The following is a 17,713-nucleotide window of genomic DNA, read 5'->3' on the forward strand; positions in this document are numbered from 1 at the left end:
CTGACATAAGCGGAGCTATAAATTAAATGCAAAATTTCAATAGTCACGGGATGCACCATGAGCTAAAAGCAACCCCACAAGTTCTTGGCAGTTATTAATGGCATAATCTAATACTGTCACTCCCCTATGATTTCTAGCATTAACATTTGCGTTGTATTTCAGCAGTGCCATAGCTATATCAACTTTCCCCATAAGGACAGTATGATGTAGTGGTGTTTCGCCATATTTGTCTTTAGCGTTGACATTAGCACCTTTTTCAATAAGATATTTTGTTATTTCTAAGTTTCCATCTTCAACAGCAATTTGTAATGGAGTTTTATTATCTCCGTTTTTAACATTAACGTCAGCACCTTTGTTGATTAGATATTTCACTATACTTAAGTCCTCACTAAAGGTAGCCATATGGATAGCGAGGTGTAACGGTGTTTCGTCATTTTTACCCTTAGCATTGACTTGAGCACCTTTTTCAATAAGGTATTCCATTATTTCTAAGTTTCCATCTTTAGCAAAACGATGTAATAGAGTATCATTATACCAGTTCGTAGCATTAACATCAGCACCTTTATTGATTAGATATTTCACTATACTTAAGTCCTCGCTAAAGGTAGCCATATGGATAGCAAGGTGTAACGGTGTTTCGTCATTTTTACCCTTAGCATTGACATTAGCACCTTTTTCAATAAGATATTTCATTATTTCTAAGTTTCCATTATCAGCAGCATAATGTAATGGAGTTTCATTGTATTTGTTTTTAACATTAACACCAATACCTTTTTCTACATAATATTTTACTACTTCTAGTCTTTCACTTTTAACAGCAAGGTGTAATAAAGTATCACCAAATTCAGTTCTGACATTAGAATAAGTATCCTTTCCAACCAAATATTCCACTACTTTTAAGTTTCCACTTATAGCAGCATAATGCAACGGAGTTTCATTATCTCCGTTCTTAGCATCAACATTAGCACCTTTTTTAATAAGGCACTCCACTACATCCAAATTCCCACTATAAGCAGCAAGATGTAATGGGGCATTGCCATCCTTGGTTTTAGCATTAACAACCTTGCTAACTCCACCTGAATGTTTTTTTTCTGTATGTGTTAGCAGAGCCTTAACCACTTCATAATTACCACCCTCAGCAGCTGAATGTAATAGAGTGCCATTAAGCTTGTCTTTAGCACTAAAGTCAGCACCTTTACTGATAAGGTACTCTACTACATCCAATTTGCTATTATAAGCAGCAATGTGCAACAGAGTTCGGCCACGATTGTCTTTAATGTTAATAACCTCTCCCAATTTATCTAAATGATATTTTTCTACATGTGTTAATATAGCCATAATTGCTTTACAACTACCATTTTCAGCAAGCAAGAGCAAAGGATTACTTTCCTTGTTTTCTTTAGAGAACATTACCCTACGTACGTAAATAGAGTTAAAGTAAAATTCATCAATCAACTTACCGTGTTTACTTGCATACTCCCAAACAGAAACAATATGACTAACATCCTCTTTTACCACATCATTACTATTTATTAACTCCAGAGCTTTTCTGAGAGCTTCCTCTTCTTGTTCTTTCTCTTGTAATTTTAACCTTATTACTTTCTGCACCAGCCTGTGGGTATTTACTATTCTTTTCTTTAAGTTAATCATTGAGTATCTATCAAGCAACTTAACTGTATTAAATAGGACTTGATCTGACACTTAAAATAAGTAAGTTATAAAATAATAAAAGAAAGGAGTGTTAGAAATGAGTACAATACAAACAAAAATACTAAAACCAAAGCTAGGGTTATTAGAGCTAGCAAAACAACTAGGAAATGTATCTCAAGCATGCAAAGTGATGGGATACTCAAGAGATACATTTTATCGGTTTAAGGAGTTATATGAAAATGGAGGAGAGGAAGCATTACATGAAATAAGTAAGAAAAAACCGCTATTAGCGAACAGAGTTTCCGACGATATAGAAAGAGCAGTGATTGGTATAGCAACAGAATTTCCAGCATATGGGCAAGAAAGAGCTGCAAATGAACTGAGAAAAAGAGGTATAATAATTTCTCAGGGAGGAGTAAGGTCTGTATGGCTAAGAAATGACCTTGAAACTCTCAAAAAGAGACTTAAAGCGCTAGAGACAAAAGTAGCTTAAGAAGGAATCATTTTAACTGAAGAACAACTTACAGCTTTAGAAAAAGTTAAAGAACAAAGGGAAGCTCATGGTGAAATTGAGACACAACATCCAGGTTATTTGGGTTCTCAAGATACCTATTATGTGGGCAATATCAAAGGTATAGGGCTAATTTATCAGCAGACTTTTGTTGATACTTATTCGAGAGTTGCAATGGTTAAACTTTACACGGACAGAACAGCTATTACAGCTGCAGACCTCCTCAACGATAGAGTTATTCCATTTTTTGATGAGCAGAAAATTCCATTATTACACATTCTAACTGATAGGGGTACAGAGTATTGTGGCAAGCCAGAAAATCACGCTTATCAGTTATATTTGGGAATCGAAAATATCGATCATTCTAGAACCAAAGCCAACTCTCCACAAACCAATGGCATATGTGAAAGATTTCATAGAACCATGCAAGATGAGTGTTACAATATTATCTTTAGAAAGAAAATCTACAATTCTTTGGAAGATCTACAGATTGATGTTGATTATTGGTTGCGTTCTTATAATGAGACAAGGCCTCACTCGGGTAAGTATTGCTATGGCAAAACACCTATGCAAACGTTTTTTGATAGTAAATATATTGCTTTTCAGAAAAACATTAGTAGCATTAAACAAGAGCCTGATATTAGTTTTGACTACCTCAATTCTTCTGTCAGTTAATTCTTGTCTGTCACATTAAATCTTGTCTTTTACAGGCAATTTTATTAATAAATTAAGAAATTACAATAAGTTGGCAAAAAATTGCTACACACTATGCCTTTCCGTGTAATCTTTAAATGCACCTCTGTTAGAGTCAAAATATAGCTTCACACTGCCAATTGGCCCGTTTCTCTGTTTTGCAATAATGAGCTCTGCAACATTTCTAATTTTCTCCATTTTCTCTTGCCATTCTCGATGTTTGTTACTCCCTTCGCTTGGCTGCTTTCTTAGTTCATAATATTCTTCTCTATAGAGAAACATTACTATATCTGCGTCTTGCTCTATGCTTCCTGAATCACGCAAATCAGAAAGTTGTGGTTTTTTGTCATCTCTCTGCTCAACAGAACGAGAGAGCTGAGATAGTGCAACAACGGGAATATTCAGCTCTTTTGCAATTGCTTTCAAACCCTGCGTCACTTCCGAGATTTCTTGTACTCTATTTTCATTACTTCTTTTTGTTGTTCCTCTGATTAGCTGCAAATAATCAATGAATACCACTTCTACATTATACAATTGATATAACAAACGTATTCTAGTACGAAGGGCACTAATTGATAGCGCAGGGGTGTCATCTATGATGAAAGGCAGTTCAGATAACTCTGTACTAGCATTGATAAATTCATGCAATTCAAAATCACTAATTCTCCCGGTTAATGCCTTATAATAACTAATCCCTGAATCTATAGTGATCAACCTTGCGGTTAATTGTTCTGCTGACATTTCAAGTGAGAAAAACGCTACATAGTGTTGTTTATCTGCTCTTTTTTGCAACATCTTACAAGCATTAAGTGCAATGTTTAGTGCCAATGCTGTTTTACCCATAGAAGGCCTTGCAGCTAAAATTAATAAATCAGATTTTTGTAGGCCACCAAGAAGCTGATTTAGATCTTGAAGTCCGGTTGTAACGCCCAGCGCTTCTGGATTATTTTTCAGTGTGCTGATCTTCTCAACTACGTCTTTAATTGAACTTGCAAGTTTTATATATGTTTTCTCACCTTGTTTTTTTACTGCTAAGTTGAACAATTTTGTCATTGCTTGTTCAATTTGCGCCTGTGCAGGATTTTCAATATCGTAGTTGTAGCTATCACCAACTATTTCTTGCCCGAGCTTAATTAAACATCTCCTTAAGTAAGTATCACGGATTATTCTAGTCAAACTATAGATATCAAGTGCAATACTTGCCTTTGCTGCAAGCTTTGCTAAGTACTCTACCCCACCACACTCGGTAAACGCTTGGTCGTTCTCAAAAAACATTTTGAGGCTTAGTTCATTAGCAACTATACCGTGTTTCCTGGTTTTGGATATCTGCGTAAAAATACTTTGATGTAATGGATCATAGAAATTCTCCGCTGTGATTGTGTCTTCAACCGCATCACAGATTCTATTATCACGAATCATTGCACCAATAAGCATCTGTTCAGCTTCTAGATTATGCGGTAATTTACATATTTCCTTGTCTACACTTCTTGAACTGAGGAGACTAGCTAATTCATTCATTTTAAGTTTTGAGAGTAACTGTTGATTATTGTAGAATATTTAGTCCTCATTTGAAAGATGTAAAGGCAAAAAAATTTGACTAATTCCGTGTTGCCTATAGCATTAAAACTTAATGCCCCTGTGGTGGAATGGTAGACACGGCAGACTCAAAATCTGTTGCTTGCAAAAGCATGCTGGTTCAAGTCCGGCCAGGGGCACGTTAAATATTGGAAAGTGTATATATGTTACATAAATTTTTTGATCGTTTATTTTCTATTTTTTCTTCTATAAATGTTATTCAAAAGGTAAAGAAAGATGAAAATGGGATATGTTATGTAACGGGCCTCAGGCGCTATATATCAGTATTGCTTGATTTAATTATTATCGTTTTGTTCTTGCAGTTTTGCAGCCAAGCCTTAAATCAGCTCTTTATGAACTCAGAGGATAGCAAAATATTAAGTCAAATTGCTGCAAAATCCCCAATGCAAGCACCACTGTCTGCGGAAGAAAAGACAACGCAGAGTAGACTTATAAAATTACTAATCCTAAATCAAATAGTCCAGTTTATTATGCTCTTTTGCTATGTAACATATATGTTGGTAAGGTTTGCTGCTACACCTGGAAAACTATTACTTGGGCTTAGAGTTGTGGATGCACAAACTTTCGAAAAGATGACTCTAAGACAAGCAACAAAGAGATTTTTTTCCTTTATATTGTCAGCTGCACCATTATTCTTGGGCTTTTTATGGTCAAATTTCAACAAACGCTGTCAAACTTGGCACGACAAGATCGCAGGCACAGTGGTTGTCACGAGTAAAAGCCTTAGAAGGCAGAACTAAAAACTAAAGAGCTCAAATGAAAGAAGGTAAACTCTAAAGTATACATTTAGTAGCGCTTTCTATGAGAGAAATCGTATTATCTATTCCATAAAGCTTTATGAAAGATCCCATTCTTGGACCGGTTTTTTGGCCAAGTAACGTTTCATATAATAGCTGAAACCAGTCACGTAAGTTGGTATAATCATATTTTTTTCCAATAGAAAATACCTGAGATTGAATTTCTTCAGCAGTAACAGTTGTAGATAGAGAATGTAAAGTGTCCTTCAAATCTAGTAACGCTTCTTTCTCTTTTGCATTTGGAGTTTTATATGATTTTGTTGGTTTGATAAAATCGTGGTAATACTTTACTGCAAAGTCTGAAAGTCTATCAAGCATTTTATTATTTTCTGGTGTGACGTTCGGTGCATAAGAGGATATAAAACCCCATAGGATCTCTTTGTTTTCAGCATTACAAGCCGCTGCTAGGTTTAAAAGTAGTGAGAAATTTATGCCTGAAGTTTCTATATTGGGAACATTGCCCTGGTGGATATGCCAGGCAGGGTTACATAACCTTGCTTCTGATGGCAATTTTATCGTTAAAGCTTGCTTGCGCTCCTCAAATACATTCGAGTATTCTGCGGTGCTCACCTGCACTTCTCCTAGAAATTTCTCATCATAACCAGGTTCTGTATGAAATTTACTATTTGTGTTTTCCCCGTTGTTCTCGTTGTAACGTCTTATAAATTCTAAATATTCATCAGTTGATTTTGGTATCACATCAAAATATAAACGTTTAGCTTTTTTAGGGCTCTGAAAAATGTACAATGCTAAACTCTCTGTTGGTGCGTAAGTTAACCACTCTTCAATTGAAATGCCATTTCCTCTTGATTTTGATATTTTCTTTCCTTCTTTATCAAGGAAAAGCTCGTAGCAAAACAGAAGTGGTGGCTTTTCTCCAAGTATTTCACATATTTGACTTGAAAGCACAGCAGATGGAGTTAAATCTTTTCCGTGAGCTTCATAATTTACTCCAAATGCGGCCCACCTCATTCCCCAATCAGGTTTCCATTGCAGTTTACATTTTCCTTTTGTCACTGGAACTTCTATTTTTTCCCCGTTTGGGTCTTCATACGTGATTGTTCCTTTATCTGTATTTGTTTCAATTACTGGAACTTGTAAAACTTGGGAAGTTTTTGGGCATATCGGCAAGAATGGACTGTAAGTCTGCTGCCTTTCTTCCCGAAATGATGGAAGCATTACGTCCATCACTTTATCATAATTTTTCAGCAGGAGTAAAAGTTTTTCATCGTAAACGCCAGATTTATAACACTCTGTTGCACTCCTAAATTCGTATTCAAATTCAAACAAATCAAGAAATTTACACAACAACGAATTCATGTGATGACCATAACTCTCATGAGTGCCAAATGGATCGGGTATCACAGTCAATGGTTTATTTAAGTGCTCCCTTAGCATCTCTTGATTTGGCACATTATCTGGTATTTTTCGTAAACCATCCATATCATCTGAAACTGCAATGATTTTGGTTTTTATACCAGGAGCTATTTTTTTTAATGCATTTACAACAACTGTAGTGCGAAAAACCTCTCCAAAGGTTCCTATGTGGGGTAAACCAGAGGGTCCATAACCAGTTTCAAATATTATTTCTTTTTTATTAGGAAACTCTTGCAATATTTTTTCTGCTTCTTGAAATGGCCAACTTGTCATTATCTGGGTTAAATTATTAATCAATGTATCTTAACTTAAAGTGCTACTAGTTTCAATGGATTTTAATATAATGATATAGTATTAGTGTTAGAGCTATTATTAGAAGGTTAAAGATATGTCCACAGGTAGTATACAAACAGATCAATTATTTAAAGGTCTTACAAGACCTGCAATGCTCTTTGGTGTGAGTTATATGTTTGCAATATTAAACGTCCTGATTTGTCTGCTAATTTTCATTAATTCAAATGATTTGAGAGTGATTCTCTTAATGTTACCAGGTATACATGGACTTGGCTATATAGCTTCTGCAAAAGAACCGTTGTTTATTGAATTATTTATGGTAAAATTAGGAAAGTGCTCGAAATGTTTAAACCGTTTTTATCATGGAGCCAATTCTTATGATATTGCTTAATGTTGTGTGATGCTGAGGTTTAGGGCTATTCAATCAAAGAGTAAATCTACTCTGAGCAGGGAAGTTCACGCTGCTGAATTTATTCCTTATTCTTGCTATTGGAATAGCACAACCTTGATGACAAAAGAAAATTGGTTGGTTAAGGTTATAAAATTAAGTGGCTTTGCATTTGAAACCGCCGATGACGAGGATTTAGTAATACAAAATAATATCAGGAATCAGATGCTCAGAAGCATTTCATCTCCGGCATTTAGTTTGTATTTTCATACTATCAGACGTAAAAAAAATATTTTTTCTGATGAATTTGCAAGTCAAGGTTTGCCGAATTTTTTCGCTAATCACGTAAATCTAAAATGGAGAGAAAAACACGCAACAAGGCAATCATTTATTAATGACCTATACATTACGATTATCCGTAGAGCAGACACAAAAGGAGTAGAATTTTTGTCATATCTACTAAAAAAATTCGGACATGTAACTTCAAAACATGCTTGGGAAAGTGATATGCGTGCCACGTATGAAGATTTAGAGGAAACGACAAATCGTGTAGTGACAAGCCTTAGAAATTATTCGCCTAAAATTCTTGGAGTAAAAGAAACTCCAGATGGTTTGTTCTGCGAAATAATGGAGTTTCTATCTAGAATCGTAAATTGTGGCTTCGTTACAAATACGCTTTTTCCGCTAAGAACTGAAATATCAAGATACTTACCAGTACATAGGTTATTCTTTGGCCGTAAGATGATACAGGTTGTGACTCATAATGAGAGTAAATATGCTGGAGTAGTTAGTATCAAAGAATATGGAAATCATACTTCTGCAGGAATGCTTGATTCGTTTTTACAACTTCCTTACGAGTTTATAATTACGCAATCTTTTCAATTTATAAACAGGCAAATGGCGATTGGAAAAATGCAGATACAGCAAAATCGAATGATACAGTCTGCAGATAAAGCTATTTCTCAAATAGCAGAAATTTCTCAAGCGCTTGATGACGCAATGAGTGGTAAGATTGCATTTGGTCAACATCACCTGACTATTTTATGTATAGAAAAAAGTCCTAAATCATTGGATAACGCTCTGTCGTTGGTAGAGTCAGAGCTTTCTAATTGCGGTGTTTACCCTGTCCGTGAGAGAGTTAACCTTGAACCAGCATTTTGGGCGCAAATTCCTGGTAATTTCGATTATATAGTGAGAAAAGCTACAATAAGTAGTCTTAATTTGGCTGGATTTGCATCTCAACATAATTATCCTACTGGTAATAAATTCAATAACCACTGGGGAGATGCCGTTACAGTTTTCGACACGACATCTGGTACTCCATTTTTTTTCAACTTTCATATAAGGGATGTTGGACACACTATGATAATTGGCCCAACTGGTGCTGGTAAAACTGTTTTAATGAATTTCTTATGTGCTCAAGCAATAAAATTTTCTCCAAGGATATTCTTTTTTGACAAAGATCGCGGTGCAGAGATTTTCTTAAGAGCACTTGGTGGTATCTATACTGTAATAGAACCAAGAACTAAAACAAATTTTAATCCTTTGCAACTTGATGACACCTCTGACAATAGAACATTTTTAATGGAGTGGATAAAGTCTTTAATTTCGGTATATAATGATAAATTTACTTCAGAAGATATTGTACGAATTAATGATGCAATTGAAGGAAATTTTAAATTAAGAAAAGAAGACAGGTTCTTGAGAAACCTTGTACCGTTTTTAGGACTTGCAGGTCCTGATACTCTAGCTGGGGCAATATCTATGTGGCATGATAATGGTTCTCATGCTGCAATATTTGACAATAAAGAAGATTTGCTAGATTTTTCACGAGCAAGAGTATTTGGTTTTGAGATGGCTAGCTTACTCAAAGATCCTGTTGCCCTTGGACCAGTATTGATTTATTTATTTCATAGGATTAGTATATCTCTTGATGGCACTCCATCTATTATCGTTCTTGATGAGGCATGGGCATTAATAGATAATCCAGTTTTTGCACCCAAGATAAAAGACTGGTTGAAGGTACTGAGAAAACTAAATGCTTTTGTGATTTTTGCTACTCAGAGTGTTGAGGATGCAAGTAAAAGTGCTATTAGCGATACGCTTGTACAACAAACAGCGACACAGATTTTTTTACCAAATCTGAAAGCTACTAGTGTCTATCGGGATGTTTTTATGTTAACTGAACGTGAATATATATTAATTAAGCACACAGATCCAAGTACTAGATTCTTTTTGGTGAAACAAGGAGTTAATGCTGTGGTAGCTAGAATAGACTTAAAAGACCTGGATGATATAATCAACGTATTATCCGGACGTGCAGAAAGTGTTCTATTGTTACACGATATATTAAATGAAGTTGGGGACAACCCAAAAGTATGGTTGCCTATATTTTATCAGAAGGTAAAAAATGTTTAAGACTAAGCTGTCATTGCTATTAATTGCGATATTTTTACTAAATATAGACTTTTTACTCTCATATCCAGTGCTTGCAGATGGAGTAAGTGGTACTGACAAGACAGACTTTGTTAGTAGATTTAATTCTACTGGCAACTTTAGCCGTGCCTCTAACCCTGATTGTGGAGCGTTTAAAACAGCTGCAGCACTTGCTGGAATAGCGATTGCTGTTGGTGCAATATTTACTGGCATTGTTTTGATCGTCTCTTCTGCTGGTTTGTTTACTGCTTTTGTCATTGTTGGAATGATAGCTGCAATTGTTGGGGTTTGGAAAGCGATAGGAGGGCTTGTTGTTTGTGAACATAGTTTTGTTAAACACCCAGTTGCACGTGGTCATGATGGAAAATACAAAAATTTTAAATTAGAAGACACAGGTTATAGTGGCTGTACCAATAAAAATTACCAAACAGAAGATGAATATTTTTCTTGTTTGCAAGATAAAGCTCGGGAAGGCGTGAACAAAAAAGACTATGACGGAAAAAGAGCAGAAAAAGAAGCCTTAAATTCTAACGTTCAGGAGAGTACAGAAAGTTATTACTGGCCAAAAAACGGTGTGCAATACAGTGAATATATAGAAATATGTCATCGAAACCCCTTAACGTTTGGTAATCTTTTTGGTGATATAGACTTTAATGTCAGGGAAAAAGATACTGGATATGAAGGTGGGTCATGGTCTCCGAGGGTTGATGGTGCGCTGGAATGTAAAGTTCTTAAAGCTGGGCAAAGCGAAACCATACATGGGTCAACATTTAAAGCAGTAAGAAAAATGGGCAGGTTGTGTGTGGAGCTGGCAAGTGTGAGCATGCTTGGTATCGAAATGACTCCTTGGCCGCAAGGGGTTGATATGGGATGCACAGAATTGCCACCTGACCCACTTGCTCCTATGTGTGAACAATCTGTGATGATATTCAAAAATAAAGATGGTACAGGAAAGGAAAAAGTTCCTATTGGTAATGATGATGATTATAAAACTACCATAAAAAATAAGGAAAAAGGAGGAAAAGTTTTTGTAGGTTATGATAATGCTGGCTGTTTTAGCTCGTATATCTCTAAAGCTTGCTATAATCAGGCTGGAAGTAAATCATTAGCTCCTATTCCCATCACTTCTATGATAGTGCAATGCATTAAGGAATCGTTAGATAATTTAGTTGCAGGTATTGATTCAAGTGGCAACTCACTTAAGGACAAAAATGGACATGATAAGGGCGGTTTCTTGTCTGTAGCTCAAAAAAGGCTGAAAAATACCGTAACTGCTGTTTTGGTTCTAGCTTTAATACTATTTTCTATAAAAGCCATGTCTGGTGGAGTTCGTAGTCCACAAGAAATGTACATGTTGATTATTAAATTCGCTTTAGTGATTTACTTCACAACAGGTAGTACCATGCCTCATTATTATGGAGAATTAACTCGTCTCTCAAATGGTTTGTCAGAGATAGTGCTAAAAGCGTCATCTGAAAGTAAAGGCATATGTAATTATAAAGCAGGTACAGATTATGAATATACTCGTGCAGGAAAGAAGGTATCTTACAGTTATCTTGCTCCTTGGGACAGGCTTGATTGTAGGATTCTATTCTATTTAGGAGCACCTTTAGAAGGGATCGGTGGCAAAATTGGTACTGGAGGTGTTGTAACGTTAGCAATCTTGCTTGGTGCTGCCCCTGTCTTGTTAGTTGCAGGTTCGATAATCGGTATTATTTTTGCTGGTGGACAAATTTTAGTAGCTATTGTCTGTATATTTATGGCCGTTTTGATGATGATGGTTATTTTGTGGCTGTGCTATGTATTTATTTTATCTCTAGTTGCTTTAAGTGTAATCGTCATTTTATCACCTTTGTTCATTCCTATGGTTTTATTCCAACACACCAAAGGATATTTTGATGGATGGGTAAAAGAATTGATCACCTATAGCCTATATCCAGTTATACTTTTTGCGTTTTTGTCCTTCATGTTCATAGCATGTGATAAAATCTATTTTAAAAATTTGAACTTTGAGCTGGACAAGGAATATGAGGAGAAAATAAAAGCCTCGGGTGGTAGTAAAAAACAATGGTTTAAGTTAAGAGATGGTGAATGTGATAAAAATGAACCTACTCTTGCATGTATGATGCAAAATTATAGCTTTAAAAAGAGCAGCATACTTGGTCTATTCAACTTTACATACATGGAGTTTGGCAGCTCTCTCATCGGGGAATTATTAAAATTGTGTCTGGTATTATTCCTCTTTTACCACTTTTTAAACATTCTTCCTAACATGGCTGCTGAACTTGCCGGTAACCATAGAGCAGCACTCGGTTCTGGTAGTACACCTGCACAAATGGTGAACAAAGCTTTGTCTGCTGCCAAAGCTGCTGCTGGAGGTGCTGGTCAAGCTGCTGCTGCGGCTGTCAAGAAGGCAAGAGGTACTGGTGGAGGAGGTGGAGATAGTGGTAAAGGTTCCAGCGAAACTGTTAAATAAGGTGGCGGTGATGCTAGTTAAGGTGAGTAACAGATGCTTAAACGTTTAAGTAACCAAAACTTGGGTAAGCTATGCATAAGTTTTGTGGTACTTTTTTTATTGTCTGGATGCGGGGAAGGTCACTGTATTAAGCCAGAAAATTTATCAGGTTTGCGTGAAAAACTAGATATAGTGTCAACAGAGCAGAAGTGGGTTGATTCCGGTGTTAATATCTCAGATAGAATAAGAGTAACAGAGATTGACATAGTGCCTAGCAAGGTTAATTTTTGTCCTAAACAGTATGCAGATTTTGCAATTGGGCCTGGGAGAAATGACGTTACATTACCATTTGCACTTAAAAAAGGTGATACGATAAGCTTTAGTGTGATTGGAAGTAAAGTGTGTAAAGATAAAGAGAGTGAGACAAAAATCAGGTATGTAAAAATTGATGAAAAGTGCAGCGAGAAAGAAACGGAACATTTTGCACATGTTTTAAATCGAGAAGGATGTCAAGGTAGTATTCAAGATGGTATATGTCCAAATAAGTATATTATAGGTAATCCACAGTGGTTGAATGGAAAAGAGTACTGGGATCCAAATTTTTCAAAATCAGATCAAGATGAAAAAAGAAAGGAGATTAAAAATATTATTAACTCTATAAAACAAGGAGAAAATATAGACTGCAGCTCGCTTTCAAGTAGTCAGAAAAGCAAAATAGATACGCACATTTTGAATTTACTCTGCAGACGTATATGTAAATTTCCTTCCGACAGCGGAAACAAAGGTTGCGCATATATTGAATACAATAGTATAGAAGGTGAGATATTCAATGCTTTAAATTCTAGTGGTGAATCTGTTATTGCTGAAACTATTAGTAACGTATTAAAGGAAAAACAGGTAAAAACTGACATTACACTATTACGTGTTCACATGGATGGTGAAGATTTTGAATACATTCCAACAGGTGGCATATGTACTAACTGTGATTATAAGATAGAAAAATACCATCGAACACCAAGTTTAACTTTTAGTTTATGTAGTAGAAATGACGAGCACTGCTACGATAGAAATGACAAAGGTGGTTTCAACATAAGAGTAACAAAGAACCATAGCCTAGAAAATAACTTATATATAAGCATTTCTGATAAATTTCCTGAGCGTGAGCCCGATGAAAACCAGGGAGATATACCTGTCGACATTAGCAAAGTTTATGATACTGAGTATATGGAAGGCTTAAAAGAAAAGTTAAAAGACAAAAGTGGCACCATATATTACGGAATAAGAGACCATGGCTGCAATTATAAAAATGAAGGTCAATTTAGTATTAACCTAACAACTAAAGAGCCACCTACGAAAACTTTTAGTGCGATATATAATTTCTTTGATGAAAAAGTGAAAACTGCATTTTTTGGTTCCAGCTACAAAGACTCCAACGCAATTCACTCTGATACTAGTCCTGTAAAGTCTCTTTACGAAAGTTTTATAAAATCAAGCAGAACAAATACCATTAGATCTACAATAATATCGCTACTAGTATTATACATAGTCTTGTATACTCTTTATTACTTTTTTGGGTTAACTCATGTTTCTATATATGAGTTTTTAATTATATGCGTAAAGATAGGAATTATCACCCAGTTGTTGCAAGATGGCAGCTGGAACTTTTTTTATAATAATGCATTTTCTATTTTTGTTAATACTCCAAAACAGTTAATAGAAATAGCAAATTTTAGAGGCACTACATCAAATGTTTTTGAATTCCTTGATTTGCCGCTCAATAGGTTCTTGTCATCGCATTCAGTATTGTTAATAGTATCTCTTATATTTTCCGGCCCTTTAGGCATTGTATCTTTTTGCTTGGTGATCTGGGGTTTAATCACAGTGAGCTTATCTATTTTTAACGCCTTATTTTCTTTTATCACATCTATAGCAATAGTTGCGTTATTGCTATCTTTAGCACCTATCTTTATTATTTGTCTTTTATTTGCGTATACTAGGCAGATGTTTCAAAACTGGGTTAAAAATTTAGCAAGATTTGCAATTCATCCAGTAGTGCTTTTAATTTTTATATCACTGATAAGTCAGGTTATGGATTATATCATATATTCAGTATTTGATTTTGAAGTCTGCTCTACGTGTATACTTAGTATTGACCTAAAGATTTTTAACCCTTGTATCTTCTATGGTTATGCTTCCAAATATACACCTAATATTACCGCTATGATGGCTTTTGTTATCTTAGGTCATGCTATGAAAGCTTTAGTTGAAGCTTCTTCGACAATATCTGACTCGTTGTTTGGTGTTTATGTAGCAAGCGAACCTGGAAGACAGTATCAACAAAGCTTAATGGGAACAGTAGGATTAGATGAGCAAAGTAGCTTTAGAAGAGGATGGGGTGCTTCTCAACAGTCAGGTGCGTCAAGACCTCAAATACCACAAGGGGCTCAAAGGTCAACACCTCAGATACCACAACCAGGGAAACAACAATGATGAGTAAAAGATCACTATTATTGATACTATATCTCGCAATCACTGGTTGTACTATGGATTGTGTTGAGCCTGGGTTGCAGAGCAGAAACACTAGTGTTAACGTGGATGTTCCAGTTCATAAAGCCGATGAAGGAGTTAAGATCCATTGGGTTGATTCTGGTCAAGTAATTAGTCAGGGTGAGAAAATCAAATTTACCCTCGGTGGGTCAGTAAATTTTTGCCCTTCTAAAGAAGGTGAAAATCCAAGGAAAATACTGGTACCTGCTGTATTTTGTGCTGATGGTTCAATACCAAATTACAGTAGTGAGTTAATTAATAATTCTGGTCTTGATGAACGAAAAGCGTGTGGGGATATAGGTTTTGGAAACAAAAATGCCTATAGTAGGAGACGTTATGTTGATACTGGGATTAAAGTAGATCCTGGTGATAAGTTAAGCTTCAGCTTAGTTCCCAGAGAGATGACAATTGATTACGACAATCCAGAGGGAAAAGGCATCAGCTTTGATGACAATTGTTATGACACTCAAGAAGGAAATGAAAAAGCTACGGTAAAAGACATGCTAAATGGAAGAGGGTTCTTTTGTGGAGATAAGGGTAAAAGGACCGCAGTAGAATTTCCACAGCTTAGTAAAGAGAAGATGGAAAAAAGAAAAGCGCTAGTTGGCAATGGTTACACTCCATATGATAATAAGGTACATTTTAATCAATATTATATTCAAGACAACAAACCATGGATGCATGGCTCGCTGCTTGATTTACGACGAGCTAAAATAGGATTGAATGAATTGTGTGATGGAAAAACATGCGATCCTAACGAAACAAAAAAGTACAGCTCTTATGAGCTTAACTGCTACTATCAGAATATATGTTACAACAAAGAAGGTATATGGAATGCTATTTTTCCTAAAGAGAAAAATTGCGTCTCTTCTATAAGGTATAAAAGATATGATAAAGACAATAAATGTGACATGTATTCTCACCTTAAAGAGGTTGAAGATAAGCTTAAGAAGATTGCAGAAAATAAAGGGGATTTTAAGCAGGTTAACATTGGTTTTATATCAAACACCAAAAAAGACACTGAAGATCTCTCCTGGGCTGAAGCTCTTGTTGCAAAAATTGGTGATCTTGATGATCAAGACACTGCTGAAGGTACTCAATGTCTTCCAGAGAAAAAGGGTGCAAAAGGGGATAATGTGTGTTCACAAATTAGTGATAATTTTGAACATTTTTCCTTAAAATTAAATCATGACTATACAATAGATGAAAAAGATGTAGCACCTGGTAGTAATGTGATGCTTGCTATTGCAGATTATGGTAATTATGGAGCTAATAGGGGTGGTTACCATGTTAAAGTGACTAGATCATGTGAATACATTAATGGCAAAAAATTATATGTATATTTAGGCGATGAGCCACCTAAAGATTTGCATAGTGTGGGAACTAATGATTTTAAAGTGGTAGGAGTGAGAGTAAACGGAAAAGATGAGTACACCATATTAGATGTAATAAGCGGAAAACACTTTCGGAACGAAGAATCTAAGAAGATATATTTTGGTATTGATGTAAGCAACGTAGAGAGAGATGACATTACGGACAAAAATGGCAAATATTATGAAAATAATAAGTACACAGTAACTTTATTTGTCAAAAGAAAAATTAATGATTTTATTTCATCAAATATAAACGAGATATTTGATTTTATAACAGGAGCATTTAAAAGCGGCGTTAAAGATTCATATGAAGGATATAGAAGAGGCCTGCTTCAAGGAGTAAGAGCTTTACTTACTCTATACGTTATATTTACTGTTGTTGGCTATATGCTTGGAACAATACAGCTAAGTAAATTTGACTTCATTGTAAGGATGATGAAGATAGCATTTATAGCTTTTGCCTTTAGCGATAAAAGCTGGGAATTTTTTGGTACAACTTTATCCATACTTTTTGTGGATAGTAGCACTTATTTAGTTGATAGTTTTTCTGGCTATATAGGGGAAGGGGGGAGAAAATTTGCATTCTTAGACTTGACAGCAGGAGTATTATTCACAGCAGAAACTTGGTTAAAGTTTTTATCGTTGATGCTCTCTGGTCCTTTTGGCTTTATTGCATTTTTGGCAATACTCTACGCTACTTTTGCGTTTTTAAAATGCATTATTAGCGCTACGTTTAAATATGTAATATCTACTGTTCTAGTAGCGTTTTTACTGTCATTAACACCTTTGTTTATCGTGTTTATTTTATTTCAACAGACTAAACCCTTGTTTGATAACTGGATAAAAACGCTGGCTCACGTTGCAGTACAACCAGTTATTTTATTTTCATCTTTATCTCTTTTAAATCAGTTGATGTATTCAGTTCTATACAATCTCACAAATTTTTCTGTATGCTATCAATGTTTAATTAGCGTAAATTTCTTATCGTATGATCTGTGCTTGATGAAATCAATACTGCCTCTTGGATACAGTCCTGGCACTAATGTTGATGTTGCACTCAGTACCGGAGAAAGGGCTGGTGGGCACTTTGCAGCGTTGCCCATAGATCTGATTCAAGCATTTATGTACTTAATTATTGCTAGTGCAATGGAATCTTTTGTTTCTATATCGGAAGCTATGGCACAAGCGCTGTTCAGCTCTGGTTGGGGAGTTGCTGGCAGTGTTGGTCAAGTTGCCACAAGCGCATCACAATCTATACTGTCGGCTGTTGGCCTTGATAATAAGACCCAAGGTATGATACAGAACATTAGGCAACAAGTGGGTAAAGATCGGACGGAAGTTGACGTGAAGGATAATTCCATGAGCCCTAAATCTGAAATACCAGAACAATCAGGTAAGCAAGAAGGTCCTGATAAAAAGGAGAGGGGGAGCTCTAAACCTGAAGCACCAAAACAATCAGGTCAGCAAAAAAATCCTGATGAAACAATAAGAAGTGATCCTAGTGATAAAGCTAAAAACAAGGAAGGAAATGGAGAGAAGTAAGATATGAATGATGTTATGGAGTAACTAATTAAAAAGATATTTTAAGTAAAATTT

Annotated in this window: 9 protein-coding genes, 1 tRNA gene and 1 pseudogene; 8 read left to right on the forward strand and 3 right to left on the reverse strand. The window is 35.6% G+C overall.

Features of this window, described 5'->3' with window-relative positions; all coding sequences use genetic code 11:
- Positions 1-36: 36 nt before the first annotated feature.
- A complete protein-coding gene (locus ACE38O_RS04335; RefSeq protein WP_374698367.1) occupies positions 37-1,701 on the reverse strand; it encodes an ankyrin repeat domain-containing protein in 1,665 nt (554 codons plus the stop codon).
- A 46-nt stretch (positions 1,702-1,747) separates the two neighbouring features.
- On the opposite strand from ACE38O_RS04335, the pseudogene ACE38O_RS04340 reads away from it, so the two are divergent.
- A pseudogene (locus ACE38O_RS04340) lies at positions 1,748-2,836 on the forward strand (IS481 family transposase).
- 84 nt (positions 2,837-2,920) lie between these two features.
- Here the strand turns inward: ACE38O_RS04340 and ACE38O_RS04345 are convergent.
- Complete coding sequence (locus ACE38O_RS04345; RefSeq protein ID WP_374698368.1) at positions 2,921-4,372, reverse strand: replicative DNA helicase; 1,452 nt, start codon at positions 4,370-4,372, stop codon at positions 2,921-2,923.
- A 114-nt stretch (positions 4,373-4,486) separates the two neighbouring features.
- Here ACE38O_RS04345 and ACE38O_RS04350 point away from each other — a divergent pair.
- Both ACE38O_RS04350 and ACE38O_RS04355 read left to right on the forward strand, forming a co-directional pair.
- A tRNA-Leu gene (locus tag ACE38O_RS04350) sits at positions 4,487-4,569 on the forward strand.
- 24 nt (positions 4,570-4,593) lie between these two features.
- The gene (locus ACE38O_RS04355) at positions 4,594-5,190 is read left to right on the forward strand and encodes an RDD family protein (RefSeq protein WP_374698369.1); all 597 of its coding nucleotides are present in this window, start codon (positions 4,594-4,596) and stop codon (positions 5,188-5,190) included.
- A 33-nt stretch (positions 5,191-5,223) separates the two neighbouring features.
- Here the strand turns inward: ACE38O_RS04355 and lysS are convergent, their stop codons facing one another.
- The gene (gene lysS, locus ACE38O_RS04360) at positions 5,224-6,897 is read right to left on the reverse strand and encodes a lysine--tRNA ligase (RefSeq protein ID WP_374698370.1); all 1,674 of its coding nucleotides are present in this window, start codon (positions 6,895-6,897) and stop codon (positions 5,224-5,226) included.
- A gap of 115 nt (positions 6,898-7,012) precedes the next feature.
- On the opposite strand from lysS, the gene ACE38O_RS04365 reads away from it, so the two are divergent.
- Genes ACE38O_RS04365 through ACE38O_RS04385 form a run of 5 tightly spaced genes read left to right on the forward strand, consistent with a single transcriptional unit; the run spans position 7,013 to position 17,659 of the window.
- Positions 7,013-7,309 (forward strand): type IV secretion system protein VirB3, encoded by a 297-nt coding sequence (locus ACE38O_RS04365; protein ID WP_253307377.1) that lies wholly within the window; start codon positions 7,013-7,015, stop codon positions 7,307-7,309.
- A gap of 9 nt (positions 7,310-7,318) precedes the next feature.
- A complete protein-coding gene (locus tag ACE38O_RS04370; RefSeq protein ID WP_374699083.1) occupies positions 7,319-9,724 on the forward strand; it encodes a VirB4 family type IV secretion/conjugal transfer ATPase in 2,406 nt (801 codons plus the stop codon).
- On the forward strand, positions 9,717-12,218 hold the full coding sequence (locus ACE38O_RS04375; RefSeq protein WP_374698371.1) for a type IV secretion system protein: 2,502 nt from the start codon (positions 9,717-9,719) through the stop codon (positions 12,216-12,218). The genes ACE38O_RS04370 and ACE38O_RS04375 overlap by 8 nt, the downstream gene beginning before the upstream one ends.
- Before the next feature lie 33 nt (positions 12,219-12,251).
- Positions 12,252-14,687, forward strand: a complete 2,436-nt coding sequence (locus tag ACE38O_RS04380) for a type IV secretion system protein (protein ID WP_374698372.1) — start codon at positions 12,252-12,254, stop codon at positions 14,685-14,687.
- Complete coding sequence (locus ACE38O_RS04385) at positions 14,684-17,659, forward strand: type IV secretion system protein (protein WP_374698373.1); 2,976 nt, start codon at positions 14,684-14,686, stop codon at positions 17,657-17,659. Before ACE38O_RS04380 ends, ACE38O_RS04385 begins: the two co-directional genes overlap by 4 nt.
- Positions 17,660-17,713: the final 54 nt, after the last annotated feature.

Origin of the sequence: Wolbachia endosymbiont (group B) of Limnophora tigrina (genome assembly GCF_964263235.1) — a bacterium.
In the GTDB taxonomy this organism is placed as follows: Bacteria; Pseudomonadota; Alphaproteobacteria; order Rickettsiales; family Anaplasmataceae; genus Wolbachia.